This is a genomic window from Candidatus Planktophila limnetica, assembly GCF_002288365.1.
Taxonomy (GTDB): domain Bacteria; phylum Actinomycetota; class Actinomycetes; order Nanopelagicales; family Nanopelagicaceae; genus Planktophila; species Planktophila limnetica.
The window spans coordinates 361,575-387,262 of sequence record NZ_CP016782.1 but is presented as its reverse complement, the minus strand read 5'-3'; the positions used below and the strand labels follow the sequence as shown (position 1 = coordinate 387,262).

Here is a 25,688-nt window from a genome sequence, read left to right as displayed (position 1 = left end):
CGTATCTCCTCCTTACGGGTAAGAAAGACCCGCTACTAAGAAATTAGTGGCGGGTCTTTCGTTTTGTGCCTCTGTGCATGAGAGTATTTCGCCATGCGCGTACACATCGGAAGCGATCATGCAGGCCTTGAATTAAAGAATTCTCTCATCGAGCACTTAAAGAGTTCTGGTCACGATGTCATCGATCATGGACCACACGAATATGACGCTCTCGATGATTACCCAGTTTTTTGCATTCCAGCGGCGCAAGCAGTTGCTAGCGAAAAAGGTTCCTTTGGAATTGTGCTGGGTGGTTCGGGTAATGGCGAACAGATGGCGGCTAATAAAGTTAAGGGAATTCGGGCTGCACTGGTCTGGAGTGTTGAGACAGCAAAATTAGCCCGTGAGCACAATGATGCAAATGTGATTGCAATCGGTGGGCGCATGCACTCAATCGATGTATGCAAAGAACTTATTGATGCATTTTTGGCAACGCCTTTTAGCAATGATCAGCGCCATATCCGCCGCATTGGTCAAGTATCAAATTTCGAAACTAAGGGTTCTATTTAATCTTTCACTTGGTAATGAAAATCGCTGATTCGGTGATCTTTATCTAATCCTTTGCCTTCAAATTTTGTATAGGGACGCCATGTGGGCCTGGAAACTTCTCCCCCAGTAAATAGCGTGGATCCTGCAAAGACTGCTTGTATCGACTCCGCGTAGGCAACCCAATCCGTTGCGATATTTATATAACCGCTGGCTTTAAGTTTGAGATGAATTAAGGCTAGAAATTCAGCGTTCACAATGCGCCGCTTGTTATGTTTCATCTTTGGCCATGGATCTGGGAAAAACAAGTGAAAACCATTAATGCTGTGATCGGCAAACATTGTTTCAAGGATTTCGATTGCATCGCCTTCGATGATGCGCACATTGCTTAATTCATGTTCTTCTATCAGCGATAGTAATTTTCCGATTCCTGGCGGATGTACCTCGATGGCGATGTATCCATTGTCGGGGTGGGCTTTGGCTATTTCGGCCGTGGCATCGCCCATGCCAAATCCGATTTCGACGATTACTTCTTTCGCTGATGGAAATAAGTGATCGATATCAATTGAAGTACCGGCAATAATTCCAAATTGATCCCAGGAACGCACAAGAGCCGCATTTTGTGCTCGAGTCATCCGTTTGCCGCGTAAGCGAAAGCTCTTAATCCCTTGACGTTCCACTGGGTAACTCTTACATGCTTAGATATCAACCTGAAATCACACACGATAAAGATTATGAGGAGTTCTTGTGCCAGGAGTAAATCTGACCCGCGATGAAGCATCTACACGCTCTACCCTGGTTAAAACCCATAGTTATCGAATTGATCTAGATCTCACAACAAGTGCTGAAACTTTTATTGCTAAAACGACTGTGAAATTCTCTGGACTAAAGCCTGGAGCGAGCACATTTATTGACGCTGTCGGAAAGCGCGTTCTCTCAGCTAAGTTAAATGGCGTTGCCTTTGAAGTAAAAGATTACGACGGAGAAACAATCCACCTGCCAGCACTTGCAGCCGAGAATGAATTATTCCTTGAAATCGAAGCGAACTATTCAAATACAGGCGAAGGCTTACACCGATTCGTAGATCCTGCAGATAACGAGGTCTATCTCTATACCCAGTTTGAAACAGGAGATGCACGACAGATGTATGCCTGTTTTGATCAACCAGATCAAAAGGCCACATTTACAATTAGTGCGATTACACCAAAACACTGGGAAGTAATTTCAAACTACGACATCGATTCAGTTACTGATGTGGGTTCTGACTCCAAATTAACTCAATTCAAAGAGTCACAGATTATTTCAACATATGTCACAGCGATTGTGGCCGGTGCCTATCAGTACGTTAAAGATGAATACGTGGGTGAGAAAATAATTCCACTTGGAATCTATGCCCGTAAATCATTTTTTAAGCACGTAGATGCTGACAATATTTTTAAGGTAACAAAGCAAGGATTTGCCTACTTTGAAAAGACCTTCGGTCTGGCCTATCCATTTGGAAAATACGATCAACTTGCTGTCGCTGAATACAACTGGGGCGCAATGGAAAATGTTGGTTGCGTAACTTTCCATGAAGATGTTTTGATCTTTAGAAGTAAAGTGACCGAAAGCAAGCATCTCGGTCGTGCCAGCACAATTTTGCATGAAATGGCGCACATGTGGTTTGGCGATCTTGTCACCATGGCGTGGTGGGAAGATTTGTGGCTCAACGAATCATTCGCTGAATGGGCTTCGTATATGGCAACCAGTGAAGCAACTCAATACACAAATGCATGGACTGAATTCAACGCCCTGCGCAAGAACTGGGCATATCGCCAAGATCAGCTTTCAACTACTCACCCGATTGCCACAGAGATGAAAGACCTTGAAGATGTGAAGACAAACTTCGATGGAATTTCATATGCAAAGGGTGCATCTGTGCTTCAGCAATTAGTTGAGCACGTTGGCCGTGAAAATTTCATTAAGGGCTTACGTATCTACTTCACAAAGCACGCCTTTAAAAATACAACTCTAAATGACCTTATGGTCGAACTAGAAGCCACAAGTGGCCGCGATCTCAAGCCATGGGCCGCCACGTGGTTACAGACTGCAGGTGTAAATACATTGCGTCCTGAGATTGAAATTGAGTCAGGTGTGTATAAGAAATTAGCAATTAAGCAAGAGGCGCCAACGATGCCTGTTGGATCAAAAGAATTGCGTCCACACCGTCTGCGCGTTGCACTCTTTGATATCGCCGGAGATTCACTTGTTAAGAGAAAAAGTGTTGCTCTAGATGTTGCAGGCGCAATGACTGAAGTGGTCGAACTCAAGGGTGAGAAGCAAGCAGATTTGGTTTTAATCAATGATGGCGACTTGTCATATGCAAAACTTCGCTTTGATGATCGCTCCATTGCCACACTGAAATCACATCTTGGTGGCTTAAAAGAACCTTTGGCCCGCTCTCTGATTTGGGCTTCTCTATGGGATTCAGTGCGAGATGGCGAACTCAGCGCATCTGATTACATAGCAATAGCACTGAACGCACTTGGCACAGAAAGTGATATCTCCATAGTCTCTGCAACGAATACAAACATTGAGACAGCTATTTGGTTATATGCAGCGCCTTCCCACCGCGCCGCACTGCGCGCAACAGTTTCTGATGCTCTTCATGGATTCCTTAAGGCCGCACCTGCGGCAAGTGATCACCAACTTTCATTTGCACGTGCTTTTGCTGAATCAGCAGCAACTGATGCACAAGGCAGAGAGATTCTAGAAATTCTAAATGGCAGCGTTAAGGGCTTAACAGTTGATGCTGAGATCCGTTGGCACCTTGTGATCTGCGCCATAAAGCGTGGACTACTTGGGCCAGTAGATATTGATGCAGAAGTTGCAAAGGACAACACAGCTCACGGAAAGCAATACGGAGCACTCGCTCACGCTGCTATCCCAACTGCTGCGGCGAAAGAAAGAGCATTCACAGCAGTAACTTCAGAAAAATTGAGCAACACAATCCACTCATACACCTGCCGTGGCTTTAACGTTGCCATGCAATCTGAATTACTGACTCCATTTGTAGATCAGTACTTTGCGATTTTGATCGACCTGTGGACGACTGCGGGTTATGAAATCGCAGAAACCACAGCGACCATGCTGTTTCCAAGCTTTGTAGTCAGTGAAGAAACTTTGGCCAAAGCTCAAAAGTGGATCGATGCCACTGGCAAAGATGCACCGAGCGCACTGCGCCGTGTGATTATTGAAGGTCGAGATGGACTTGCACGATCATTGCGTGCTCAATCCAAGGATGCTTAATTACTCAATATGAGTAATAACTGATTTTTCACTCTTCTTTCGGTCAGCAGTTGCTGCATAGGCAATAAGTGAAATAACCAGAAAGAGCGCGGTTGGAACAATTACGAAAGTAATCACTGTTTCAAGAGCGCTTAAAGCTGGACCAGGAATCGTTCCATCTTCTTGATTGATCATGGACAAGCCTGAAACTAAGTTGTTCAACATATAGGTAAGTCTAAGTTATTTAGGCAGTTGCTGCTGCCACACCAAATGGTTCGAGGTATGGCAACCACGTCTTATCCGTACGACCCGTTCCAAGAATTCTCCATGCCGCACCAACAGGTTCGCGTGGAAGTGTGCGCAAACGCCATCCCAAGTCCTTTAATGGCTTATCTGCCTTGGTGTGATTGCATCGATGACATGCAGAAACAACGTTTTCCCAATTGTGAGCACCGCCACGGCTGCGTGGAATCACATGATCAATAGATGTTGCAGGCGCCGCACAATAAACACAGCGTCCCCCGTCACGAGCAAATATTGCCCGACGTGAAAGCGGCACTGAATGGCGATATGGAATGCGAACAAATTTATTTAATCTAATAACTGATGGAAGCGCGATTTCTCCGGATGAATAGCGCAAAACCGTCCCAGAATCTTCAACCATTGTTGCTCTGGAGTTGAGGCAGAGAATGAGAGCGCGACGATCTGAAATAACACCCAGTGGTTCGTAGGTGGCATTTAAGACCAAGGTCCGCAACATCTGTTCTCCGATTCTCAGCGCGTGGCCCGCGCCGATTGGTTTATCTTGCCTTAAAAGGTATCAATAAGGGGGTATTTCTGAGTAAATTTCTTATGTCAATTTCGTTAGAGTGTGATTTATGAGCGAGAGTTTTCAACAAATATGGCAGTGGTTTAGCGGTTCCCCCTTGCGAATTTTGCTGGTCATTGCAGGTGCGCTATTTACTCAATATTTCGGCGGCCGTGCCATAGATCGAGCGATGACTCGATTGGCGACAGCTGATTTAGTACCGGGTCCGACAAATTCCGTTTCACGTCAAAAAGAAAGAGCGCGCACGACGGGAACTGTTTTATCCAGCACATTAAACGCAATTATTTGGGTACTAGCCGTTGCAATGATTCTCGGTGAATTCGGATTTAACTTAGGACCAATCATTGCTTCCGCCGGTGTTATAGGTGTTGCCCTCGGACTCGGTGCGCAAACTTTGGTGCGCGATATTCTCTCTGGAATCTTCATGCTCATTGAAGATCAATACGGAGTCGGTGACTTAGTTGATGTTCTAGATGTTAAGGGCACTGTTGAAAAAGTAGGATTAAGAATTACAACCATTCGCGATACACAAGGAACGCTCTGGTATTTACGAAATGGTGAAATCTTAAAGGTTGGAAATCTTTCTCAATCTGGTTGATTGACCATGGCATTGGCTGCCATTTCAAGATACTCCCACAACTGGATCTTTAGATCTTCGCGAATCTTTAAATCAGCAACTGCTTCTCTCATGCACGATAGCCACTCATCGCGAGCTTTTGTGTCAATGTGAAACTCTGCGTGACGCATACGAAGACGCGGGTGTCCACGCTCTTCTGTATATGTTGTCGGTCCGCCCCAATATTGCTCCAGGAACATTTTCAAGCGAAGGGCTGCGCCATGTAAATCATCTTTTGGATACATAGGTGCAATGACGGGATTAATTGAAACGAGTGCGTAAAAATGTGAAACTAATTGCTCAAATGCTTCACTGCCAATTTCGTCATAGATGGTGCTCATGTAGTAATTGCCTCGCGAGATTGGCCTTTTGCAATTTGCAGAACAAAGTATGAAGTGATTAAACACAAAACCGCGCTGATATAGAAAGCAATTGCATAATCCCCAAATTGAACGCGTAATACAGCCGCTCCAAAGGCAGCAATGGCGCCACCAATTTGATGAGCAACGAAAACCCACCCATAGACAACCGTTGCGCGTTCTGGTCCAAGAATTGTGCGACAGAGCATGATCGTTGGTGGAACTGTTGCAACCCAATCAAGACCATAGAAAATCACAAAAACCAGTGTTGAAGGATGAATGGATGCAAACAAAATCGATGGCAGAAGAAGAAGTGATAATCCTCTAAATCCATAGTAAAAGAAGAGCAACTTACGTGGATCATATTTATCTGTAAGCCAACCTGAAGCGATAGTTCCCACAAGGTCAAAAACTCCAACCAGAGCCAGAAGACTTGCTGCTGTTGTAGTTCCCATTCCGTGATCATGGGCCGCGGGAATGAAATGTGTTCCGATTAATCCATTGGTTGAAAGACCACAAACAAAGAAAGAGCCAAACAAATACCAGAAATCTTTTTTCTTACTTGCTTGCTTGAGAGTGTCAATTGCTAATGCCCCAGCGCTCATTGAGCTCTTGGCTGGTGGCTGCCAGTTATCTGGGGCGCCATAAGGAAGAACACCAACATCTTGTGGGCGCTCCTTTAGAAATAACCACACAAGAGGGAGCAAAGCGAGGGCCACAAATGTAATTGTTAAAGAAACACTCTTCCAGCCATTAACTTCTGCAATTCTTGAAAGTCCCGGTAAGAAAATCAGCTGTCCGGTTGCAGAGCTAGCAGTTAATACACCGATAACAATTCCGCGTTTTTCAACGAACCAACGATTGGCAACAGTTGCTGCAAAGACAAGGGCAAGCGAGCCAGTGCTTGCACCAACTACGAAGCCCCACAGAGCCATGAGTTGCCAAGGCGCGTTCATGAAAATAGTAAGTCCGGCACCTGCGCTGACAGATAGCAGAGCTGACATAACAACTCTGCGTATTCCAAAGCGTTCCATGAGGGCTGCGGCAAAAGGTGCTACCAAGCCATATACAAGTACGTTTATTGCAACTGCTAAAGAAACTTGTTCGCGTCCCCAACCAAAAGAGTCTTCTAGTGGAATTATCAGTACAGATGAAGCACTTCTAAATCCGGCAGTAATTGCCAGCGTTACGAATGTAACGCCCATAGCGATCCATGCTGGGTGCAGGATCTTTTTCTTACTCAATTACTTGGTTTCCTCGAGGTACTCACTTAAAAATTCACGTTCTTCATCGCTGAGCGGACGAGATTTCTTTGTTTCAATTGAAACAGCCACCTGTGTTGTTTTCACACGTGCGCGAATAACGCCCTTATGAATAAGTTCGTACTCCATCTCAAAAGATGCATTACCAATCCGAGTGATCCAAATTTGGCATTCGATTTCCATGCCACCGTCATAGATTGGTTCGATGTAATCGATTTCGGCGCGTGCAACAACCATGTCGGCAAGTAATGGTTTCTTGCCCGCTTTTTCACGGGTAAACCATGTGAAATCCGCGCGTGCTTCTTGGACAAAAACTAAGTATGCGGCGTTATTGATATGGCCAAATGCATCGAGGTCATCCCAGCGCACGTGAACTTTTGCACTGTGGCGCATTAGCGTGTGAGCTTTCGATACGTCACGCGATGTGGACGAGCAGCATCGACACCGAGTCGTTCGATCTTGTTCTTTTCATATGAATCAAAGTTTCCTTCAAACCAGAACCACTTTGAGTCACCTTCGTAAGCCAAAATATGCGTAGTAATGCGGTCAAGAAACCAACGATCGTGAGAGACAACCACTGCGCATCCTGGAAATTCAAGGAGCGCGTTTTCTAATGAACCAAGTGTTTCCACATCTAAGTCATTCGTTGGCTCATCCAGTAGTAACAGGTTTCCACCTAACTTAAGAGTCAGTGCAAGATTTAAACGGTTGCGTTCACCACCTGATAAAACACCTGCAGCTTTTTGTTGATCCGGACCCTTAAATCCAAATGCAGAGACATATGCGCGAGATGGCATTTCAACTTGTCCAACCTTGATGAAATCAAGACCGTCGGAGACAACTTCCCAAAGAGATTTCTTAGGATCAATTCCACCGCGTGACTGATCGACGTAAGAAATCTTTACAGTCTCTCCAACTTTTACACTGCCACTATCTGCAGCTTCCATTCCCATAATTGTTTTAAAGAGGGTTGTTTTACCCGCACCGTTGGGTCCAATAACACCAACGATTCCGTTACGTGGCAGAGTAAATGAAAGATCATCGATGAGTAAACGATCACCGAAGCCTTTAGAAAGGTGCTCAACTTCAACGACAACATTTCCAAGACGTGGTCCAGGTGGAATCTGGATCTCTTCGAAATCTAGTTTGCGCATCTTGTCAGCTTCTGCCGCCATCTCTTCATAGCGAGCAAGACGTGCTTTGGACTTTGTCTGGCGTCCCTTTGCATTTTGTCGAACCCAATCAAGTTCTTCAGCCAGACGCTTTGCGCGCTTTGCATCTTTTTGACCTTCAACTTTAAGACGAGCCGACTTTGTTTCAAGATAGGTCGTGTAATTGCCTTCGTAAGGATAAGCACGACCACGATCGAGTTCGAGAATCCATTGTGCAACGTTGTCCAAGAAGTATCTATCGTGAGTAATCGCTACAACGGCGCCTGGATACTTGTTGAGGTGTTGTTCGAGCCACAAAACAGATTCGGCGTCCAAGTGGTTTGTTGGTTCATCTAAGAGTAATAAGTCAGGTGCTTGCAAAAGTAATTTACATAGTGCAACCCGGCGCTTTTCTCCGCCAGATAAAATCTTCACATCAGCATCAGGTGCCGGGCAGCGAAGTGCATCCATCGCTTGCTCAAGCTGTGAATCTAAATCCCACGCATTGCGGTGATCGAGTTGTTCTTGCAGTGTTCCCATTTCAGCTAATAACTTGTCGTAATCAGCATCAGGGCTAGCCATCTCATCAGAGACGGCGTTAAATCGATTGAGCAAAGCAATTGTTTCGGCAACGCCTTCTTGAACATTTTCAAGAACGGTTTTTGTTTCATCCAGAACTGGCTCTTGTAACAAGATTCCGACGGTGTAACCAGGAGTTAAAAATGCTTCACCATTTGATGGTTGCTGCAATCCAGCCATAATCTGCAAGACAGTTGATTTACCGGCACCGTTTGGACCAACAACGCCGATCTTGGCGCCAGGTAAAAACATGAGTGTGACGTCATCAAGAATTACTTTTTCGCCGTGCGCTTTACGCGCCTTCTTCATCGTGTAAATGAACTCAGCCATAGGACGAAACCTTACTAGTTCTTATCGGTAGACTTAGCCCTGTTAGAGCACCACAGGTGCCTGTAGCTCAGTCGGATAGAGCACCCGCCTTCTAAGCGGGTTGTCGCAGGTTCGATTCCTGCCAGGCACGCAATAAAAAATATCCCGGCATCGATATTAGATGCCGGGATATTTATATTACTGATTAATTACTTGATCTTTGCAATCTGCTCTTTTGCCTTAGTTGCAAGTGGACCAGTGATTTGTGCAAAGCCCTTTTCTGGGTACTTTGATGCACACTTTTCTAACATATATGTTAGGAAAGAGGCAACAACTTGCTGCTTCTCTGCGCTCTTGCCAGATGAATAAGCCAAAGCATAGGAAGTTGTACCGATTGGATATGCACCAGGAATCTTCTTTACAAAGTCCACTGAAACTGTTCCATTGTCGTTAATTGTTCCGCCACCAAGGAAAGTTGACGTACCAGCTGCATCAGGTCCTACAAACTCACCATTTGCATTTTGAATGAAAGCTACTGGCAACTTGTTATCAGTTGCATAGCTCAATTCGCTGTATGTGATTGAACCAACTTTGCCAGCCACACCAGCTGAAATCGCTGCTGAACCTGAAGCACCTTGGAAGTTAAAGAATGTTGAGATGTTATTTGGTGTTCCATTAGCAAATGTTGTGTTCTGTGCCTTAGGCCAGATACGAGTATCTGGGTTTGTGGCATTTGCACCCTTGAGGAAGCGTGTGAAGTTTTCAGATGTTCCTGATGAATCTGTGCGGTACCAGACTGTGATCTGTTGCTTTGGAAGATCAATGTTGATTGTCTTTGTGCTGTAGCTCTTGATCTTTGGCTTTCCTTTTGAATCAAGAACAGGAACAGTCTTAGTTACTTTTTTACCCTTGTTTGTTGTTGTGATCTTCTTTGTTTCGAAGATTGGAGTCGTCACAACACGCTCGTTATCAGCTGCGATTTCTGGTGCATCCCAGTTTGTGATGTAGCCAGAAAAAATCTTTGCAACTGAAGCTGGGCTCAAATAAATTGGCTCCTTGATAGTTGGCAAGTTATACATAATTGCAATTGGCGCTGCGTACACAGGTGCGTAGATTAAGTTAGCTGGTGCGCCTGAAGAATACGGTGCATCTGAGTTGGCAAAATCAACGAGGTTGCCGGTGAAATCTGAGCGACCCTTACCGGATCCGCCACCAGAATAGTTAACTGTGTGACCAGTGTCTTTTGTAAAGTCACCCTTACATGCATCTACAAGCGGAGCCGCAAATGTGGCACCGCTGCCATTTATCGAACCTGCAAAAGCTGGGGAAGCCGATACGAATAAAAATGATGTAGCGATTGCTACGACTGTCAGTCTCTTGCGAGATTTCATCTATTCCTCCATAAGTGAGAACTACGTGTGAGTAAAAAGTATTCACACGTCACCAACAGAGAGGCTTTTTCAGGCAAACAAATTGTGTAGGTTAAGTAAACAATTGGTGAATCAAATTAGCCGAATCGACCTGTTACGTAATCCTCTGTTCGCTTCTCTTTTGGATTAGAGAAAATCTGAGATGTCGGTGCGCTCTCAATCAAGCGTCCAGGACCACCATCGGATAAAAAGAAGCCCGTGTAATCAGAGACTCGTGCTGCTTGCTGCATGTTGTGAGTAACGATAACGATTGTCATGGTCGATGAGAGCTCGCGAATAGTCTCTTCGATGCGAAGAGTTGAACCAGGGTCAAGTGCCGAACATGGCTCATCCATGAGTAACACCTGTGGATTTACGGCGAGTGAACGTGCAATGCAGAGGCGTTGTTGTTGTCCACCAGAGAGAGCTCCACCGTATTCGCCTAAACGATCCTTTACTTCCTCCCACAATCCTGCGCGACGTAAACAACTTTCGAGTAACTCATCTTCACCAGAAACCTTTAGCTGTGCTAAGCGCAGGCCAGAAAGAACGTTCTCTTTAATAGTCATCGAAGGAAAAGGGTTGGGCTTTTGAAAAACCATGCCGATGCGCAACCGAATCTTTGTTACATCTGTTCCGGATTCATAAATATCTTTTCCTTCCAGCAAGACCTCTCCGGCAAGGGCAGCTGTTGGAATGAATTCATGCATTCTGTTTAGGATTCGAATAAAAGTAGATTTTCCACAACCAGATGGACCGATGAGCGCTGTTACTGTTCCAGGAAAGAAATCAAGAGAAATATCTTCAAGAACGTGCTTCTTTCCAAACCAAGCGTGTACTCCGCGAGCTTCTAAACCAGTGCCCAGAACAGCTGTGCCTGGCTGTTTTTTGCTCGCATGACTAGTGGCAACATCAGCCAATGAACTCACGTGGACATCATTCATTTTTTCCTCCGATTGATTCTTCTCATTAAATTTTTCAGATTCATTCGATATTGACATCAACGTCCCGCCCTCTTGCCACTGAAGTATCTCGCCAAGGTGAAGAATACGAAGACGAGGAGCATCAAGACCATAACGCCCGCCCATGCGCGTTCAATTGACTCTGGGTTACCGAGTGACAGGTTTTTCCAGACGTAGTAAGGCAGCGCCGAACTATTTCCACTAAATGGATTCAAGTTAATTGCATCGGCTCCACCAATAGTGAGTAATAGCGGTGCTGTTTCACCAGCAACTCGTGCAATTCCAAGGATGATGGCTGTGATCAATCCACTGCGAGCTGCAGGAAGAATAATCATGGCAACAGTGCGCCATTGTGTTGCGCCAAGAGCCAAACCTGCTTCGCGCAAATCCGAAGGTATAAGTTTTAATACTTCTTCAGAGGTGCGCGCCACTGTTGGAATCATCAAGATTGCAAGTGCAGCTGCGCCAGCACCTGCGTTATAGCTATTGCCCAAGCCAATCATCCAAACCGCATAAATAAATAGACCTGCAACGATTGAAGGAACCCCGCTCATTGCTTGAACAAAGAATCGCACCAATCCTGCTGCCCTGCCCTTTACTTCAACGATGTAAAGCGCGGTAAGCAAACCAATTGGTGCACTGATAAGCGTTGCAATTGCAACTAAATACAAGGTGCCAATAATCGCGTGTAAGAGTCCGCCTTCGGAGACCGGAGCATCTGCTGATGAGAGAGACATATCTTTTGTAAAAATTCCCCATGTCAGGGCACCTACTCCGCGAGAATAAATCTCATACAAAATTGAAAATAGCGGGATTAAAACGAAAGTTGCTGCGATATATACAAAGACAGTACTCACAGAGTTAAATGCTGCTTTCTTATCTTTTCTGATTCCACTAATCAGCACAGAGAAGACGAGTGCCATGGCAATTAAAGTAAGAGAAAAACCAAGTTTTCCTTTAAGTGGCGTTATTGCGACGATCAGAACAGTGCTGAGCGCAGTAAGTAAAGCGCCAAATAAATCAGGCAGAACTCTCTTAAAAGTTGGCTGCCACGGTTTCTTAGGAAGAACCTCTGGTGCGAGTGAAATCGACATCAGCCCTTTCTCGCTGTTCTATTGATAATAATGTTTGCAATGAAGTTGACGAGAAGTGTGACCAGGAATAAAACAAAGCCTGCCGCCATCAAAGCTCTTAATTCAGGAGCGTCTGCTTCACCAAATTTATTCACAATCATCGATGCAACTGAACCACCTGCGCTGAGCAATACTTCGATACGAATGTCATAAACGAGGTTGAGTACCGTATACACAGCCACAGTTTCGCCAAGTGCACGACCTAAGCCGAGCATTGCTCCACCAACGATTCCACCAGCGCCATATGGAAATACAACTGCTTTTATCATTGACCACTTTGTGGCACCGAGTGCGTATGCAGCTTGAATTCGATCCAGCGGCGTCTGCGCAAATATTTCACGGGAGATTGAAGTAACAATTGGAATAATCATGATCGCAAGGACGAGTCCTGCAATAAATGGAGATCTCGAATACGCCGGTGCAGGCATGTCAAAAAATGGGATAAAACTAAAATATTTATGTAGAAGTTTCGCCCAGTATTCGGCGTGTGGCATCAAAATGAAAAATCCCCACAAGCCAAATACGACTGAAGGAATCGCAGCCATTACGTCAACTACGACAACCATTGGCTTCTTAATCCAATCAGGTGCATAGTAAGAAAGAAATAGTGCGGCTCCAACTGCAATTGGAACACCGAATAAAACAGCTAAAAAGCCAATTACTAATGTTCCATATAACATTGCGCCAACTCCATATTGCGCAAGTAATCCTTCTTCAGTTGAAGCATCTATCCAATCAAAACCAGTTAAGAATTTTAAGCCCTCAGATCTAAAAACATCTATACCGTTATAAACTAAGAAAAATGCAATAAGTGCGAGAATAACTAGCGAAGATAAACCACCAGCTGTAACAATTCCGCGAAAAACTTTGTCCGAAAATCGTGGGACCGTGGTGATCTCGCGCTTTGGCGGCAAGGTCGGTGCGGATGTGTTCACGAGGGTGATAATGCTATTTCTCCAGAGAAAATGGGCAGATGGATGGTTACGAGAAGGTGAACGGGTGGTGAAATTAAGGCCGATCAGCGCTGCGGCCGATACATTTGCCCAATGGCACTTGAGCACCCGCATCTGATCTGGATTGATTGTGAGATGACGGGCCTAGACCTCGAAAAAGACGTTTTGGTCGAAATTGCCGTCCTTGTCACCGATAGCGAACTCAACGTTATCGGCGATGGAGTAGACGTTGTCATCAAAGCAACTGATGCGCAGTTGGCTGCGATGAATGAATACGTAACAGATATGCACACTGCTTCCGGATTAATCACCGAGATCCCTCAAGGAATTTCTGTGGCCGATGCGCAAGCACAAGTGCTTGCATACCTGATTGCATCAGGAGCTGCCGAAGGTAAGTCGCCACTGGCTGGAAACTCTGTAAGCGTTGATCGCTCATTTATCACCCGCGATATGCCCGCGTTAAATAACTTCTTGCACTATCGCACCATCGATGTGTCTTCGGTTAAAGAGTTATCACGCCGTTGGTTTCCGCGAGTTTATTTCGCAGCCCCTGCAAAGACAGGCAATCATCGCGCCCTTGGCGACATTAAAGATTCGATTGCTGAGTTGAAGTACTACCGAGAAGCAGTATTTGTTGCAGCCCCTGGCCCAGAGTCCGCACAATTAAAGGAGATAGCCGATCGCATTGGCGGGTAGTATTAGCACCTCATGGTGGGCGTAGCTCAGCTGGTAGAGCACCCGGTTGTGGTCCGGGATGTCGCGGGTTCGAGCCCCGTCGCTCACCCCACTATTTCTTGTCCTGCATTAATTACACTTTAAGGAGCGCCACCGTGATATTCGATGTCGTTGTAGAAATTCCTGCAGGTAGTCGCAACAAATATGAAATCGATCATCGCACAGGAGAAGTTCGACTCGATCGAATGCTCTTCACAGCAACTCGCTTTCCACATGATTATGGTTTCGTGAAAAACACACTCTCAAATGATGGCGATCCACTCGATGCGCTAGTCATGCTCGATGAACCAACATTTCCTGGCTGTGTTGTTTCATGTCGAGTCATCGGAATGTTTCGTATGACTGATGAAAAAGGTGGCGATGACAAACTTCTCTGTGTTGCAGCCGGTGATATCCGCAAATCAAGTTTGACTGATCTTAAAGATGTTCCGATGTATGAATTAGAAGAAATTAAGCACTTCTTTGAAGTCTATAAAACCCTAGAACCAGGCAAAGAAGTCCACGGCGGAGAATGGGTTGGCCACGACGCCGCAGAGCTTGAAATCAACGCGTCATATAAGAGATATCAGGATTCACATTAAATAAGGCGCTTATCAGCAAGTGGTAATTACAGTCCACGCGCTGATAGGGTCTGCCAAGCATTTGAAGTCACCCACTTCAAATGGGTTGTTAGCTCAGTTGGTAGAGCAGGTGACTCTTAATCACCGGGTCGGGGGTTCGAGTCCCTCACAACCCACTTAGGAGCGTAAGTGGCTCTGAAGAAATACTTACTTTTAGTCAATGACTTGGTGAGTATGAATCAGTAGGTCCTTCCTTTAGGGAAGGTAATTTCAATGTTAGTAAATGAATGGGCAGAGACTGCCTGGAACGTTTTGAATGTTCGACCAAAGACTCTGCACGATTACAAGCGACTCTATAAGCGCCATTTAGCGCCCGTCATCGGGCTTATGAGCCTCGATGATGTGGACTCTGTTGTGCTTCAACAAAAGTTGATTTCACTTCCGCCACAAACTGCTCGTCACTGTTTAATGTTGGTTAAAACCCTGTACCGAGAAGCACGGATTTATAAAGTTTCCTCTGCCAATCCTGCTGAAGGATTGCGGACTGCACCTATCCAAGTAGCAGATAAAAAGTTCTTGCCTTGGGAAGATGTGGATGCGTTGGATTGGGGTCGGTATAACGAACAGATTAGATTCTTAGCCCTTCACGGATTGAGATGGTCAGAAGCTGCTGCCCTTCGAGAGATGGATATTCGAGATGGCTTTGTATTCGTACACAAAACTGTCAATGGTCCCTGTAAATCCAAGTCGAGTGTGAGAAAGGTTCCTTACCTCGGACATTTCAAGCAACTTCCTCTTAGTTACAAGCCTCTGCAGCAGTGCGCAAATAAGCACGGTGTCACTGTCCATAGTTTTAGAAGGACATATGCCTACCTACTTAAGACACAAGGAATTCACGTAACCACCGCTCAGAAATTACTTGGACATTCCGACCCACTAATGACTCTCAAGGTATACACCTCAGTGCTGGACAGTGAGATTGATGATGCAGGAGTGGCCCTGGAAAAGTATCTGAAAAATTTATAGTTTTGCCTTTGCTCAAAGCCGCCAATTTTGGCATAGGTATCCCATGTCAATATAGATAGAGGCAGTCAGTAACCAGTTGTACAGATTTCTGTAACGCAAATCTTCTATAGATTTGCGCAGTACTGAATCTACTGACTGAGCAAATTCCAGGCTATGAATTTGCTAAAAATAAATAGCCTCTATATGTATTAATCCGTTCAAACAGGCTAAACGAACACTTTTTTGTGTGAACTTTTGGTAAACAACATCATATGAAAAACTGTCCGTACTGTCGTACGGCACTGAGGGTATTTGACTGAGTGCTTTTGTACGAAAAAATTTAGAAGAGGCTCTATTTATTTAGCACACGCTCAAATTTAACTACCTAGGGTCATAGCCCTTCTCATCCACGTAGCCCGGGAGTAGATTACGCAAATGGAAAGATTTGCGGTTATCGATACGGAAACTACTGGTTTTGGGAAAAAAGACCGCGTAGTAGAAATTGCTGTGGTACTTGTTGAAGGAAGTGAAATCGTCCAGGAATGGGAAACCTTAATCAATCCGGAACGAGATATCGCGAATTCAAATATTCACGGCATAACTCCCGAACTCGTATCTTTAGCTCCTACATTCGAGGAAATTAGTTCAGAATTATCAAGGCTTATCAATGGAACATTCATAGTTGCGCATAATCTGTCCTTTGACCAAAGGATGCTAGAGCAAGAATTTTCAAGAATAAAAAAAGAAATAGACCTGGGTTCAGGCTTTTGTACTTTACAGGCCACAAAACTTAAATTGGAAATGGCGTGTCAGGAATATGGGATTACAAATGTTTCAGCCCACCGTGCCCTCACTGATGCACGGGCTACGGCATTAATCTTTTTGAAGGTCTTCCAAGAAGCTACAGCCAATCAAAGGGGTTTGACTCCAATTTCAGTTCTCCATGACACACAGGCAAAATCTCCACAACTAGTCTCACGGGCAGCGATGTCCGCAGACCATAAACCAGGTCAACAAAACCTTCGCCGAATCATTCATGGCCTCGGCCAATCAAAGGAGACTGGTCCTGAACTTTCCTACTGGGACGCTTTATCGTCCGTAATGAGTGACTTTGAGATAACTGCGGATGAATTGAATTATCTAAACGGATGGGCTCAGACACTAGGTATCGCAGCAAATAAGCAGAACGAGATTCACGATGCGTTTCTCAATCAGATAATCGCAGCAGCAAAGAGAGACAGTTACGTTTCTGTAACCGAGCAAGCGCTTATAGAAAAAGCGGCAAGTACGTTAGGCCTTGTCTATAACCAACCTACAGAATCTGATGTAACCGGAAGTCAGATGGCCTTAAAACCTGGTCTGAAGGTTTGCTTCACAGGAACTGCAATTGGAAAAAATGGAGAGGAGTTATCAAGAGAAACTTTAGAGTCATTTGCAATCAAGGCCGGCTTAGTACCTGTGTCAAGTGTGACTAAGAAAACTTGTGACTTACTAGTGGCGGCAGATAAATCTTCCATGTCCGGTAAAACTAAGAAAGCCAGAGATTATGGAATAACAGTGATTTCTGTTATTGAATTCTTAGATTTGTTATAAAGTTTTTTGTTGACATATAAGTACAAGCCCTACTGATAATCAATCAGTCAGTTGATTCGTTCGCTTATTCAATCGCTGATTTTCTTTCTGTCCGAAATCACGCTTGGAAACAAGAAAATGACGAATAGTGCAATCAAAGCAAATGTATATAAAAATCCACCAAGCATTCCAGTAACTTTTATTGTGAGTAGATACTTATCAATCAATTCCTGAGTCCACTCTGAAAACGGTTCAGCAGGTTGCTGGCCCCAGCCAGAAATCCAAATAGCAACACTGTACGTACTAAAATATAAAGCAGGAATAAAAACAGTTTTACTTATATTAAACCCAAGAATAATAAGCAAGAGAAAAAACAAAATTGATACGAATCTAAAAATTGCAATTACATTGTTTTGCCAACCAGTTTCAAAGGCGGTACAACACGTCTCAATAAAGGTATCAGTTCCAGTACCTTTAAATGTCATTTGACCATTAGTTTGATACGTTGTTTTAGTGAAAGGTAAAGCCCAACTTATTATCAACAATGCCAAAGGAATAAGTGCAACATATGAAATAATTCTATCTACTAATTCATTACCTTTTCTGAAAAATAATTTGATATCAGTTGACAGTACGAAATGAGCCAGATAACAAAGGAATCCGCCAAATAAAACCCAAGTTTGAATGGATAAATCTTGGATAAAGAAAACTACCAATTTTCCAAAGTAACTCGTAATCAACCCAAGTTCTAGCCACAATATTCTTTGATTTGGAATTGTCATTGAGATGATTAATCCTAAAAGGATGAAAATTGTTGCATCCCAAATAAGCCCATCAAGTAAATATGAGAACTTGAAGTCCTGTGTGAAATAATTCAGATTTCCCCCCAGTGAATTTGGAGCAAAAAGATGCCACGTCCAAAGAGCAGTGCCAAGGGCTGCAAGAAATTTTGTATTGAATTGAACTTTCATTTGGTCACCTTTCACTAGTAAGCGGATGGCATTACTCTTCTTAATCAATTTTGCAGAATGGGCGCAAATAATTTGATAGGAAATCAATTTCTTGATTTAGAACTTCTAAATTTAATGTTTCTGAATCAATGAGTTTTACTCTTATCTTTGCGAAAAATATTTCTTCCTTACTCATAATCGAAAGATAATCGGACATTTTATTTTCCGGTATGACTTCTCCTAATTCTGGATACTTCTGGTAAACATCAGCCCCATCCAGAAGCATTCGGGATAACCCAGCGGCAGTTGAAACTTGCATTAGAGGTTCTGCTAAATCTTGAATTGAAAGCATTCCTTCATTTACGTCCTCTAAAATCCTTTTTAAGTCGTTAATTGCAGTTTGAGGAAAGCAAGTTTGAAAGGCGGCAAAACTTGGAGGCTTCTTGAAAGGGGAAGCGCTAGGACCAACAACTGGTTCCGAGGTGCTTGAAATTGTGTCTGAATTACTGGAGCAGGAAGTTAGGAACAGTAGAACTGAACAGGTGATGATTATCTTAGGCATTAGTTTTTTTATGCCTATAAAGAAATTCATAGGGTAAATGTACTTGCAGAACTGAGTGCTTTTACATTGTTTTCTCAGCAGATATTGGGTAAATTTGGATGTGAAGGACAGTTGGTAGAGCAGGTGACTTACATAGCGAGCGTAAGCGAGTCTTGTAAGTGAGGTGAGGCAAGATAGAGCGTTAGCGATATTTGCCTGACCCACTCTTAATCACCGGGTCGGGGGTTCGAGTCCCTCACAACCCACGTAGGTTTTTACAGCCCTTCAGCAACACCTTTATTAAGTTCAATCTTGCCACCGATGTGATCTGAACTCTTCGTTGATGTGCCAGCCTTGCCATAGGCAACATAAATAGCGTTCTTCAGAGCTTCCGCGTCGATGCCATAGAAGTTTAATAAGTAATCAAGTCCACCACCGTGGGTGAAGGTGTCGTTGATACCAACAGGAATCAATCGTGGTCCAGGATTTTGTGCAAGGTGCATAGCAACTTCACTTGCAAGCCCGCTTGTTACGAGGTGATTTTCATATGTAATAACGGTCTGCGCCGCTTTAATTTGTGCAAAGAGGTGCGGATCTCCAAATGGCTTGATGGTATTGATGTTAATCAGCGCAAGATCAGCAAATTCTTTTCTTAGTTCAGAAACAACATTGATTGCAGCAGCTGTTAGTGAGCCACTGACAAGCACAAGTACTTTGCCGCCTTGAAAGATCTCTCGTGATTGGCCGATAGAAATTGGGTTCTGGTGCAGTTTGGGAACAAGGCCGCGCAGGGCTCTTATATAGACAGGTCCATCAATTAAATACGTCTGTTCAAGAATCGATGACATATCGCTGGCATCAGATGCTTCGATGACGGTCATATTAGGAAGTTGTTTCATCAAACCGATGTCATCGATTGCTTGGTGTGAAACACCTCCTGGGGTTGTAAGACCTGGGAGAAACCCAACGAGGCGAACAGGCAAGTTTGGATAAGCAATAGAAAGCGCAATCTGTTCGTAAGGTCTGCGCGTTGTGAAGACTGCAAAGCTTGGATAGATCGGGCGCATACCCTCGCGTGCAAAACCAGAGAGAGTCAGGGCAAGATTTTGTTCAGCCATTCCACCTTTAAATGCACGATCTGGAAAAGCTGCTGCAAATTCATCAGCTTCGCAGCTGGCAGTTAAATCATTGGTGATGACAACGACATCTTTATGTTTCTTGCCGTGCTCGACAAGTGCTGCTGCAAATGGCTTTGAGATAATCTCGTTCATTTGGTGGCCATCTCTTTCTCAAGGTCATCGCGCTCTGATTCTGTTAATCGGATGAAGTGAAGTTTTTTATCATCCCACCGCTTTTTTAAGAAGGTAAATCCTGTCCATGGCTTTGTTCGACACAAGATTGCAACAGGCTTATCTGAACTCTGAGCTTTCTTGCACGCTGCTGTAATTGCATCGACATCGTTGCCATCTACTTCAAAGACTTGCCATCCAAATGCTGCGAACTTATCTCCGATTGGTTCTATCGGCATGATCTCCTTCATTGGACCATCTACTTGCATGCCGTTGATATCCACGATTACTTTGAGATTCGTTAGTGCTTCGGCACTTGCAAGTTGAAGTGATTCCCATGTGGCACCTTCTTGCAATTCGCCATCAGAGAGAAATACCCAGATATCGCCAGCCTTTTTCTGTAGGCGACGCGCCATCGCGCGACCAACGCTTATACCCAGAGCTGTTGCAAGTGAACCGGCAGATACAACAACACCCGGTGAGTGTTCTGCTGCAATTAGTTCTAGTAGCCCGCCATCACTGCTCTCGCTAATAAGTGCACTCTCATCGAGGCGACCAATTGAAACGAGTGCGCAATACTGCGCAGTGCCATAGTGGGCAGGAGAAAGAACAAGAAGATCTGGTCCTTCACCGAGCCAGAGTTCGCCATTAATTTCTTGGCGCGATTTATTTGGAACGCTTACAAATTTTGGAGGTTGCATCGGCCCCTTACTTGGGCCCAGGTCTAGAACATTGCAATACAAAGAAGCAAAGATTTCAGCCGATCCACACGCTTGGGCTAGATATCCACCATTTGCACGAATAGTCCAACGCGCTGCAGAGACGCGAATATCACGAGCAACTTCTGCCGCGCTCTTATTCGTCATTGCGCTCTCCCATTTGAACCGCTTACATCACGTTCAGAACTCTACATTAAGAGCGTTAGAGCCAGCACAACAGTATTTTCGAGTCCCTCGCATTCGTCGTAGGTTTTAGTCCATAATTATTCAATGGGTAATCGGGTATGTGTCATCGGCGCCGGGCCAAGTGGAATCACGGCTGCTAAGAATTGCATTCAAAATGGACTAGACGTAATCGTCTTTGAAAAAAATGACAAAGTAGGCGGAAACTGGGTTTTTAACTCTAAAACCGGTCACTCAAGTGTTTATGAGAATACTTTCTTAATTAGCTCCAAAACCTGGTCAGAGTTTGAAGACTACCCAATGCCAAGTTCATTTCCGGATTATCCAAGTCACGTGCAGCTCCAAAATTACTTTGAATCTTACGCCCGACATTTTGGAGTTTTGGACAGAGTTAAGTTTGATCACACGGTTATTGATGCAAAGCCCGTAGGTGCAAATGGTTGGTCAGTTACTTTTATTGATAACTCTGGAGTTGAAAAAACTGAAGTATTCGATTATTTAATGGTTTCAAATGGTCACCACAATGTGCCAAAGTATCCAACCTATCCCGGTGAATACACAGGCAAGTTCTTGCACTCGCATGACTTTAAGGGTGTCGATGAAAGTTGGCGTGATAAGCAGGTGCTTGTAATTGGTGCCGGTAATTCAGCGTGTGATATCTCAGTTGAAGCTTCTCGTGCGACTAAGACAGTTCACATGTCTATGCGAAGCCCACAGTGGTTCTTTCCTAAATTCATATTCGGACAACCAGGTGATGTTTTTGCAGCTAGAAGTAAGTGGCTACCCAAGAAATTGCGTCAATACGGTTTAAAGACTCTCGTTCGACTTATTCAAGGTCCATATAGTCGATATGGCCTTCCTGAAAACACAACTCTGCCACTCAATACTCACCCGACATTAAATTCAGATTTAATGGATTTCATTAGGCATGGTCGTATTAAACCGATGCCTGCAATCAAATCGTGGAACGGTTTAACAGTTGAATTCTTAGATGGCACAAGGAAGGATTTCGACATCATCTGTGCCGCAACAGGGTATTGGACTACTTTCCCATTCTTTAATGAGGAATTAATTAATTTTAAGGGTTTAGTGCAGATTCCGCTTTATAAAAAGATGATGCATGAAAAACACAAAAATCTTTACTTCATCGGTCTGTTTCAACCTATCGGTTGTATCTGGCCACTTGCCGACTATCAAGCCAAATTAGCGTGCCTAGAAATTCTTGGTAAATATCAACGGCCAAAAGATATGAAGGCTGCGATTGATCATGAGTTAAACAATAGGCACTTTGATTTTGGTCCAGGCCAACGTCATGCCATGGAAGTTGATTTCCACACTTTCCGCAGTGAACTCAAGAAAGAGCTCAAGCAGGCTGGTGTGAATATTGGAAATCCGCCTGTAGGTAATGCAAAACGTTATAAGGATTTTTCAAAAATAAATTAATTATCTCTGCTCTTTGAACTGAACTTAGGTAGATGTAGATCAAAACGGATTGAAAGCACCCGTGTCAGTACTACAACACTTCCGGCCAAAATCGCACTAATGCTATTTGCAGCACTTAGTTCTGTAAGCACAACAAATGTAATTGCACCCATTAACGATGATGTTCCAATTGTTTCGCGGTGTAGCAACACAGGTTCGAGCTGACAGAGGACATCTCTCAATAACCCACCAGTGACTGCCGTTATTACGCCTAAAAGGATTGCGCTGTACCAATCAATGTTTTGCTCGAACGCTAACTGTGTTCCAGAGATTGTTGCAATCGCCAATCCAAATGTGTCCATTACCAACAAGGTTTTGCCGATATGAGTTACTCGTCTAAGTACAAGCGTGATGAAAACAGCGAGAATTACAGCGGTGATAATTGATGGATCTGTAATCCAAATCGGTTTAAGGCCAAGAAATACGTTTCTGAGAGTTCCACCTGAAACAGATGCAATTGCAGCTATAAATGCGATGCCGCCGTAATCCAAACCTTTATCAGCTGCTACACGCGCTCCAACCAAAGCAAATACAAAGGTGGAGAGTAAATCGAGCCCGTGAAGCAAATCCATGTCTCAATAGTAGAGTACGAACATGAGCAACCAAATAGAAACTTCATTCCAAGTCCAACTAGATAACCGTGATCGCGCCACAGCTTTTGCCCGGGTCGTTATTGCCTTTCCAGTCTTTATGTTTGTCTCATCTTTCTCTATTGAAACGTTCTTCAGTGATAACCCTATGCAGACCTACGGACTATTAATTTTGCCTGTCATCCTTGCTCTTCTATTTCGTGGCGTGTACCCAAGTTATGTCTTGACCTTTAACAAAGCACTCTTTGGACTTGTTAATCGTGTCTGGGCATATATCGCTCTGCTGACTGATGAATATCCATCTATCGAAGAAAGCGGTGTTGTTCGAATTACCTATCCAGAAGTAGATGGTGGAAAAACTCTGAGCCGCGGGCTTCCATTAGTTAAGTGGTTCTTAGCCATTCCTTTATATATCGTAGGAATTGTTTACTCTATTTACGGTTTCATCATGTTGCTGCTGGCTTGGTTTAACATTTTATTCACGGGATCAATGCCGCAAACCTGCGCCGACATCATTGTTCGTGTGAGCCAATACTGGAATCGAATCTATGGGTATGCAATTATCCTAGTCACGGATGAATACCCTTCATTTTCTTTATAGGAGTTAAGTGCTCGAATTAACTAACCTAGTAATTGCGCTCTGCTTATTCTTTGGCGCAGTTCTTTATACATCTGTGGGCCATGCTGGTTCCTCGGCATATATCGCCATCATGGCTCTGTTTAATCTTCAAACCACGGTCATCAGACCAACTGCATTGACTCTTAACATCGCAGTTTCTGCTTATGCAAGCATGCGCTATATCCGTAATAAGTACTTTGATAAGAAACTCTTTTTTGTTTTGAGTTTCGGTGCAATACCCGCCGCATTCCTTGGTGGACATATAAATCTGCCTAGCGAAATCTATAAACCGATTGTGGGAGTTCTGCTGATTCTCTCTGGACTTCGGTTTATCTTTTTAGCCGCATCTCGAGATCGTGAATTAACGCCCGTTAATTACTTACTGGCAATAGTGATGGGCGCATCCATCGGATTCCTCGCAGGTATCACTGGTACTGGTGGCGGAATCTTTCTTTCACCGCTGATTATTTGGCTTGGTTGGAATCACGTTAAACAAGCCAGTGGAACCGTGGCAGCCTTCATTTTTGTTAATTCTGTTGCCGGGCTTTTAGGTAATTACAGATCGACCTCTGAATTGCCAGAGACATTGCCTCTATTTCTTGGCGCAGTAATTATCGGAGCACTCATAGGTACTCGTCTTGGTATTTCTCGATTTTCTTCAGTGGGTGTAAAGCGTGCACTAGGTGCGGTGTTAATAATTGCCGGGCTTAAATTCGCCCTTAATTTCTAATTACTTATCGCCAGATTCGATTTCGCTAATTAACTTAAAGTGACCGCCACCTAGTTGTCCTTGGTTGCGATAGAGCTCAAGTTTCTCGCGAGTATCTTCGATATCTAAATTGCGCATAGTTAATTGCCCTATTCGATCTGTTGGACCAAAAGCTGCATTTTCTGTGCGCTCCATTGAAAGCTTTTCTGGGTGATAACTAAAGCCAGGACCTTCTGTATTAATGATTGAAAAATCATCTCCACGACGAAGTCGCAATGTAACTTTTCCAGTCACAGCAGATGCAACCCAGCGTTGTAAGGATTCACGCATCATCAACGCTTGTGGATCTATCCAGCGACCTTCATAAAGTAGGCGTCCTAGTCTGCGACCTTCTGCGTGATAGTTCGCAATGGTGTCTTCATTATGAATGGCTGTAATCAAACGCTCGTATGCAATAAATAGAAGCGCCATTCCTGGAGCCTCATAAATTCCGCGACTCTTTGCCTCAATTATTCTATTTTCAATTTGATCGCTCATGCCAAGGCCGTGACGACCACCAACGGTGTTGGCTTCATGAATTAGATCAACGGATGATTTAAAGGTTTTTCCATTAATTGAATGTGGTCGACCTTGTACGAATTCAATGACTACATCTTCGCTCTTGATTTCAACTTTTGGATTCCAATAACGAACACCCATGATTGGTTCTACTGTTTCTAGGGATACATCAAGGTTTTCTAAAGTTTTGGCTTCGTGAGTTGCACCTAAAATATTGGCATCGGTTGAATACGCTTTTTCAATACTGTCGCGATAGGGAAGTTTGTGCTCAACTAACCACTCTGACATTTCCTTGCGTCCGCCGAGTTCTTGCACGAAGTCTGCGTCCAACCATGGCTTATAAATTCTTAGATTTGGATTAGCAAGTAATCCATAGCGATAAAAGCGCTCAATGTCATTGCCTTTATATGTTGACCCATCGCCCCAAATATCCACGCCATCTTGAAGCATTGCGCGCACAAGTAATGTTCCCGTAACTGCGCGGCCAAGCGGAGTGGTATTGAAATATTGTTTTCCACCGGAGCGAATATGAAAGGCGCCGCATGCAATGGCTGCAAAACCTTCTTCAACAAGTGCTTCTTTGCAATCAACTAGTCGAGAAATTTCTGCGCCATATTGTTTAGCACGATCAGGAACACTGTCGATATCTGGTTCGTCATATTGACCAAGATCTGCGGTGTATGTGCAAGGTATGGCACCCTTTTCGCGCATCCAAGCAACAGCAACTGATGTATCTAAACCACCAGAGAATGCAATGCCAACTTTTTCACCAACTGGCAATGATGCGAGGACTTTGGACATGCGTGAAGTCTAACGGTGAGG

General features: G+C 44.1%; 27 protein-coding genes and 3 tRNA genes. 13 read left to right on the top strand and 17 right to left on the bottom strand.

Translation table 11 applies throughout. The annotated features are described in order from the left end of the window. The first annotated feature begins 93 nt into the window (after positions 1–93). The gene (locus PHILAsVB114_RS02140; protein ID WP_095697758.1) at positions 94–549 is read left to right on the top strand and encodes a ribose-5-phosphate isomerase; all 456 of its coding nucleotides are present in this window, start codon (positions 94–96) and stop codon (positions 547–549) included. Here the strand turns inward: PHILAsVB114_RS02140 and trmB are convergent. Then, entirely contained in the window at positions 546–1,160 is a 615-nt protein-coding gene (gene trmB, locus PHILAsVB114_RS02135) for a tRNA (guanosine(46)-N7)-methyltransferase TrmB (RefSeq protein ID WP_204246821.1), read from the bottom strand. The two genes, PHILAsVB114_RS02140 and trmB, sit on opposite strands and share 4 nt — an antisense overlap. Before the next feature lie 112 nt (positions 1,161–1,272). On the opposite strand from trmB, the gene pepN reads away from it, so the two are divergent. After that, entirely contained in the window at positions 1,273–3,813 is a 2,541-nt protein-coding gene (pepN, locus tag PHILAsVB114_RS02130; protein ID WP_095697756.1) for an aminopeptidase N, read from the top strand. On the opposite strand, the gene PHILAsVB114_RS02125 is transcribed toward pepN, so the two are convergent. Together PHILAsVB114_RS02125 and PHILAsVB114_RS02120 are read right to left on the bottom strand one after the other, a co-directional pair. Beyond that, complete coding sequence (locus PHILAsVB114_RS02125) at positions 3,814–4,017, bottom strand: hypothetical protein (protein ID WP_095697755.1); 204 nt, start codon at positions 4,015–4,017, stop codon at positions 3,814–3,816. A 19-nt stretch (positions 4,018–4,036) separates the two neighbouring features. Then, positions 4,037–4,552: an HNH endonuclease gene (locus PHILAsVB114_RS02120; RefSeq protein WP_095697754.1), complete on the bottom strand. Its 516-nt coding sequence runs from the start codon at positions 4,550–4,552 to the stop codon at positions 4,037–4,039. 118 nt (positions 4,553–4,670) lie between these two features. Between PHILAsVB114_RS02120 and PHILAsVB114_RS02115 the strand changes: the two genes are divergently transcribed. After that, positions 4,671–5,219 (top strand): mechanosensitive ion channel family protein, encoded by a 549-nt coding sequence (locus PHILAsVB114_RS02115; RefSeq protein ID WP_095697753.1) that lies wholly within the window; start codon positions 4,671–4,673, stop codon positions 5,217–5,219. Here the strand turns inward: PHILAsVB114_RS02115 and PHILAsVB114_RS02110 are convergent. Genes PHILAsVB114_RS02110 through ettA form a run of 4 tightly spaced genes read right to left on the bottom strand, consistent with a single transcriptional unit; the run spans position 5,207 to position 8,918 of the window. Beyond that, positions 5,207–5,578: a globin gene (locus PHILAsVB114_RS02110; protein ID WP_095697752.1), complete on the bottom strand. Its 372-nt coding sequence runs from the start codon at positions 5,576–5,578 to the stop codon at positions 5,207–5,209. The two genes, PHILAsVB114_RS02115 and PHILAsVB114_RS02110, sit on opposite strands and share 13 nt — an antisense overlap. Beyond that, entirely contained in the window at positions 5,575–6,801 is a 1,227-nt protein-coding gene (locus tag PHILAsVB114_RS02105; protein WP_095698653.1) for an MFS transporter, read from the bottom strand. Before PHILAsVB114_RS02105 ends, PHILAsVB114_RS02110 begins: the two co-directional genes overlap by 4 nt. Positions 6,802–6,840: 39 nt before the next feature. Then, positions 6,841–7,251 (bottom strand): acyl-CoA thioesterase, encoded by a 411-nt coding sequence (locus tag PHILAsVB114_RS02100; RefSeq protein WP_095697751.1) that lies wholly within the window; start codon positions 7,249–7,251, stop codon positions 6,841–6,843. Continuing rightward, positions 7,251–8,918, bottom strand: coding sequence for an energy-dependent translational throttle protein EttA (gene ettA, locus PHILAsVB114_RS02095; protein WP_095697750.1), 1,668 nt, complete (start codon positions 8,916–8,918; stop codon positions 7,251–7,253). Before ettA ends, PHILAsVB114_RS02100 begins: the two co-directional genes overlap by 1 nt. Before the next feature lie 56 nt (positions 8,919–8,974). Here ettA and PHILAsVB114_RS02090 point away from each other — a divergent pair. Continuing rightward, a tRNA-Arg gene (locus PHILAsVB114_RS02090) sits at positions 8,975–9,048 on the top strand. A gap of 58 nt (positions 9,049–9,106) precedes the next feature. On the opposite strand, the gene PHILAsVB114_RS02085 is transcribed toward PHILAsVB114_RS02090, so the two are convergent. From PHILAsVB114_RS02085 to pstC, 4 genes are all read right to left on the bottom strand, one after another. Beyond that, positions 9,107–10,288 (bottom strand): substrate-binding domain-containing protein, encoded by a 1,182-nt coding sequence (locus PHILAsVB114_RS02085; RefSeq protein WP_095697749.1) that lies wholly within the window; start codon positions 10,286–10,288, stop codon positions 9,107–9,109. Between the two features lie 116 nt (positions 10,289–10,404). Next, positions 10,405–11,250 (bottom strand): phosphate ABC transporter ATP-binding protein, encoded by an 846-nt coding sequence (locus tag PHILAsVB114_RS02080; RefSeq protein WP_420021986.1) that lies wholly within the window; start codon positions 11,248–11,250, stop codon positions 10,405–10,407. Positions 11,251–11,306: 56 nt separating this feature from the next. Beyond that, positions 11,307–12,362, bottom strand: coding sequence for a phosphate ABC transporter permease PstA (gene pstA, locus PHILAsVB114_RS02075; RefSeq protein WP_095697747.1), 1,056 nt, complete (start codon positions 12,360–12,362; stop codon positions 11,307–11,309). After that, a complete protein-coding gene (gene pstC / locus PHILAsVB114_RS02070) occupies positions 12,362–13,336 on the bottom strand; it encodes a phosphate ABC transporter permease subunit PstC (protein WP_204246819.1) in 975 nt (324 codons plus the stop codon). Before pstC ends, pstA begins: the two co-directional genes overlap by 1 nt. A gap of 111 nt (positions 13,337–13,447) precedes the next feature. Here pstC and orn point away from each other — a divergent pair, with 111 nt between their 5' ends. From orn to PHILAsVB114_RS02040, 6 genes are all read left to right on the top strand, one after another. Next, positions 13,448–14,050: an oligoribonuclease gene (gene orn, locus PHILAsVB114_RS02065; RefSeq protein WP_095697745.1), complete on the top strand. Its 603-nt coding sequence runs from the start codon at positions 13,448–13,450 to the stop codon at positions 14,048–14,050. A gap of 15 nt (positions 14,051–14,065) precedes the next feature. Then, positions 14,066–14,141: transfer RNA gene (locus PHILAsVB114_RS02060), tRNA-His, on the top strand. 43 nt (positions 14,142–14,184) lie between these two features. After that, positions 14,185–14,670, top strand: coding sequence for an inorganic diphosphatase (locus PHILAsVB114_RS02055; protein ID WP_157906140.1), 486 nt, complete (start codon positions 14,185–14,187; stop codon positions 14,668–14,670). An 82-nt stretch (positions 14,671–14,752) separates the two neighbouring features. Further along, positions 14,753–14,825 (top strand) — tRNA-Lys (locus PHILAsVB114_RS02050). A 97-nt stretch (positions 14,826–14,922) separates the two neighbouring features. Next, positions 14,923–15,675 carry a tyrosine-type recombinase/integrase gene (locus tag PHILAsVB114_RS02045; RefSeq protein WP_095697743.1) on the top strand — a complete coding sequence of 251 codons (753 nt, stop codon included), beginning with the start codon at positions 14,923–14,925 and terminating at the stop codon, positions 15,673–15,675. Between the two features lie 414 nt (positions 15,676–16,089). Next, entirely contained in the window at positions 16,090–17,247 is a 1,158-nt protein-coding gene (locus tag PHILAsVB114_RS02040) for an exonuclease domain-containing protein (RefSeq protein ID WP_095697742.1), read from the top strand. Between the two features lie 68 nt (positions 17,248–17,315). Here PHILAsVB114_RS02040 and PHILAsVB114_RS02035 read toward each other — a convergent pair whose 3' ends face one another. The 4 genes from PHILAsVB114_RS02035 to PHILAsVB114_RS02020 form a co-directional block, all read right to left on the bottom strand. Then, positions 17,316–18,245, bottom strand: a complete 930-nt coding sequence (locus PHILAsVB114_RS02035; protein ID WP_162287116.1) for a hypothetical protein — start codon at positions 18,243–18,245, stop codon at positions 17,316–17,318. After that, on the bottom strand, positions 18,238–18,768 hold the full coding sequence (locus PHILAsVB114_RS06945) for a hypothetical protein (protein ID WP_157906139.1): 531 nt from the start codon (positions 18,766–18,768) through the stop codon (positions 18,238–18,240). The genes PHILAsVB114_RS02035 and PHILAsVB114_RS06945 overlap by 8 nt, the downstream gene beginning before the upstream one ends. A 224-nt stretch (positions 18,769–18,992) precedes the next feature. Further along, positions 18,993–19,988 carry a transketolase family protein gene (locus PHILAsVB114_RS02025; protein WP_095697739.1) on the bottom strand — a complete coding sequence of 332 codons (996 nt, stop codon included), beginning with the start codon at positions 19,986–19,988 and terminating at the stop codon, positions 18,993–18,995. Further along, the gene (locus tag PHILAsVB114_RS02020) at positions 19,985–20,872 is read right to left on the bottom strand and encodes a thiamine pyrophosphate-binding protein (RefSeq protein ID WP_095697738.1); all 888 of its coding nucleotides are present in this window, start codon (positions 20,870–20,872) and stop codon (positions 19,985–19,987) included. The genes PHILAsVB114_RS02025 and PHILAsVB114_RS02020 overlap by 4 nt, the downstream gene beginning before the upstream one ends. A 123-nt stretch (positions 20,873–20,995) precedes the next feature. On the opposite strand from PHILAsVB114_RS02020, the gene PHILAsVB114_RS02015 reads away from it, so the two are divergent. Continuing rightward, positions 20,996–22,351, top strand: a complete 1,356-nt coding sequence (locus PHILAsVB114_RS02015; RefSeq protein WP_095697737.1) for a flavin-containing monooxygenase — start codon at positions 20,996–20,998, stop codon at positions 22,349–22,351. Here the strand turns inward: PHILAsVB114_RS02015 and PHILAsVB114_RS02010 are convergent. Beyond that, positions 22,348–22,962, bottom strand: a complete 615-nt coding sequence (locus PHILAsVB114_RS02010; protein WP_095697736.1) for a trimeric intracellular cation channel family protein — start codon at positions 22,960–22,962, stop codon at positions 22,348–22,350. The two genes, PHILAsVB114_RS02015 and PHILAsVB114_RS02010, sit on opposite strands and share 4 nt — an antisense overlap. Positions 22,963–22,984: 22 nt before the next feature. On the opposite strand from PHILAsVB114_RS02010, the gene PHILAsVB114_RS02005 reads away from it, so the two are divergent. Together PHILAsVB114_RS02005 and PHILAsVB114_RS02000 are read left to right on the top strand one after the other, a co-directional pair. Then, positions 22,985–23,581, top strand: a complete 597-nt coding sequence (locus PHILAsVB114_RS02005; protein ID WP_095697735.1) for a DUF4389 domain-containing protein — start codon at positions 22,985–22,987, stop codon at positions 23,579–23,581. Between the two features lie 7 nt (positions 23,582–23,588). After that, a complete protein-coding gene (locus PHILAsVB114_RS02000; RefSeq protein ID WP_095697734.1) occupies positions 23,589–24,329 on the top strand; it encodes a sulfite exporter TauE/SafE family protein in 741 nt (246 codons plus the stop codon). Here the strand turns inward: PHILAsVB114_RS02000 and argG are convergent, their stop codons facing one another. Beyond that, positions 24,330–25,667: an argininosuccinate synthase gene (gene argG, locus PHILAsVB114_RS01995; RefSeq protein WP_095697733.1), complete on the bottom strand. Its 1,338-nt coding sequence runs from the start codon at positions 25,665–25,667 to the stop codon at positions 24,330–24,332. Between the last annotated feature and the right edge of the window lie 21 nt (positions 25,668–25,688).

Bases quoted from the DNA above. Each gene is read 5' to 3' on its own strand.
- pstA (WP_095697747.1), bottom strand. From the start codon at position 12,362: ATGTCGATTTCACTCGCACCAGAGGTTCTTCCTAAGAAACCGTGGCAG.
- PHILAsVB114_RS02015 (WP_095697737.1), top strand. From the start codon at position 20,996: ATGGGTAATCGGGTATGTGTCATCGGCGCCGGGCCAAGTGGAATCACG.
- PHILAsVB114_RS02110 (WP_095697752.1), bottom strand. From the start codon at position 5,578: ATGAGCACCATCTATGACGAAATTGGCAGTGAAGCATTTGAGCAATTA.
- PHILAsVB114_RS02025 (WP_095697739.1), bottom strand. From the start codon at position 19,988: ATGAACGAGATTATCTCAAAGCCATTTGCAGCAGCACTTGTCGAGCAC.
- PHILAsVB114_RS02080 (WP_420021986.1), bottom strand. From the start codon at position 11,250: ATGAATGATGTCCACGTGAGTTCATTGGCTGATGTTGCCACTAGTCAT.
- PHILAsVB114_RS02100 (WP_095697751.1), bottom strand. From the start codon at position 7,251: ATGCGCCACAGTGCAAAAGTTCACGTGCGCTGGGATGACCTCGATGCA.
- PHILAsVB114_RS02005 (WP_095697735.1), top strand. From the start codon at position 22,985: ATGAGCAACCAAATAGAAACTTCATTCCAAGTCCAACTAGATAACCGT.
- PHILAsVB114_RS02045 (WP_095697743.1), top strand. From the start codon at position 14,923: ATGTTAGTAAATGAATGGGCAGAGACTGCCTGGAACGTTTTGAATGTT.
- PHILAsVB114_RS06945 (WP_157906139.1), bottom strand. From the start codon at position 18,768: ATGAATTTCTTTATAGGCATAAAAAAACTAATGCCTAAGATAATCATC.
- PHILAsVB114_RS02120 (WP_095697754.1), bottom strand. From the start codon at position 4,552: ATGTTGCGGACCTTGGTCTTAAATGCCACCTACGAACCACTGGGTGTT.
- orn (WP_095697745.1), top strand. From the start codon at position 13,448: ATGGCACTTGAGCACCCGCATCTGATCTGGATTGATTGTGAGATGACG.
- trmB (WP_204246821.1), bottom strand. From the start codon at position 1,160: ATGACTCGAGCACAAAATGCGGCTCTTGTGCGTTCCTGGGATCAATTT.
- argG (WP_095697733.1), bottom strand. From the start codon at position 25,667: ATGTCCAAAGTCCTCGCATCATTGCCAGTTGGTGAAAAAGTTGGCATT.
- PHILAsVB114_RS02140 (WP_095697758.1), top strand. From the start codon at position 94: ATGCGCGTACACATCGGAAGCGATCATGCAGGCCTTGAATTAAAGAAT.
- PHILAsVB114_RS02040 (WP_095697742.1), top strand. From the start codon at position 16,090: ATGGAAAGATTTGCGGTTATCGATACGGAAACTACTGGTTTTGGGAAA.
- PHILAsVB114_RS02125 (WP_095697755.1), bottom strand. From the start codon at position 4,017: ATGTTGAACAACTTAGTTTCAGGCTTGTCCATGATCAATCAAGAAGAT.
- PHILAsVB114_RS02115 (WP_095697753.1), top strand. From the start codon at position 4,671: ATGAGCGAGAGTTTTCAACAAATATGGCAGTGGTTTAGCGGTTCCCCC.
- PHILAsVB114_RS02020 (WP_095697738.1), bottom strand. From the start codon at position 20,872: ATGACGAATAAGAGCGCGGCAGAAGTTGCTCGTGATATTCGCGTCTCT.
- ettA (WP_095697750.1), bottom strand. From the start codon at position 8,918: ATGGCTGAGTTCATTTACACGATGAAGAAGGCGCGTAAAGCGCACGGC.
- PHILAsVB114_RS02010 (WP_095697736.1), bottom strand. From the start codon at position 22,962: ATGGATTTGCTTCACGGGCTCGATTTACTCTCCACCTTTGTATTTGCT.
- PHILAsVB114_RS02105 (WP_095698653.1), bottom strand. From the start codon at position 6,801: ATGGGCGTTACATTCGTAACGCTGGCAATTACTGCCGGATTTAGAAGT.
- PHILAsVB114_RS02085 (WP_095697749.1), bottom strand. From the start codon at position 10,288: ATGAAATCTCGCAAGAGACTGACAGTCGTAGCAATCGCTACATCATTT.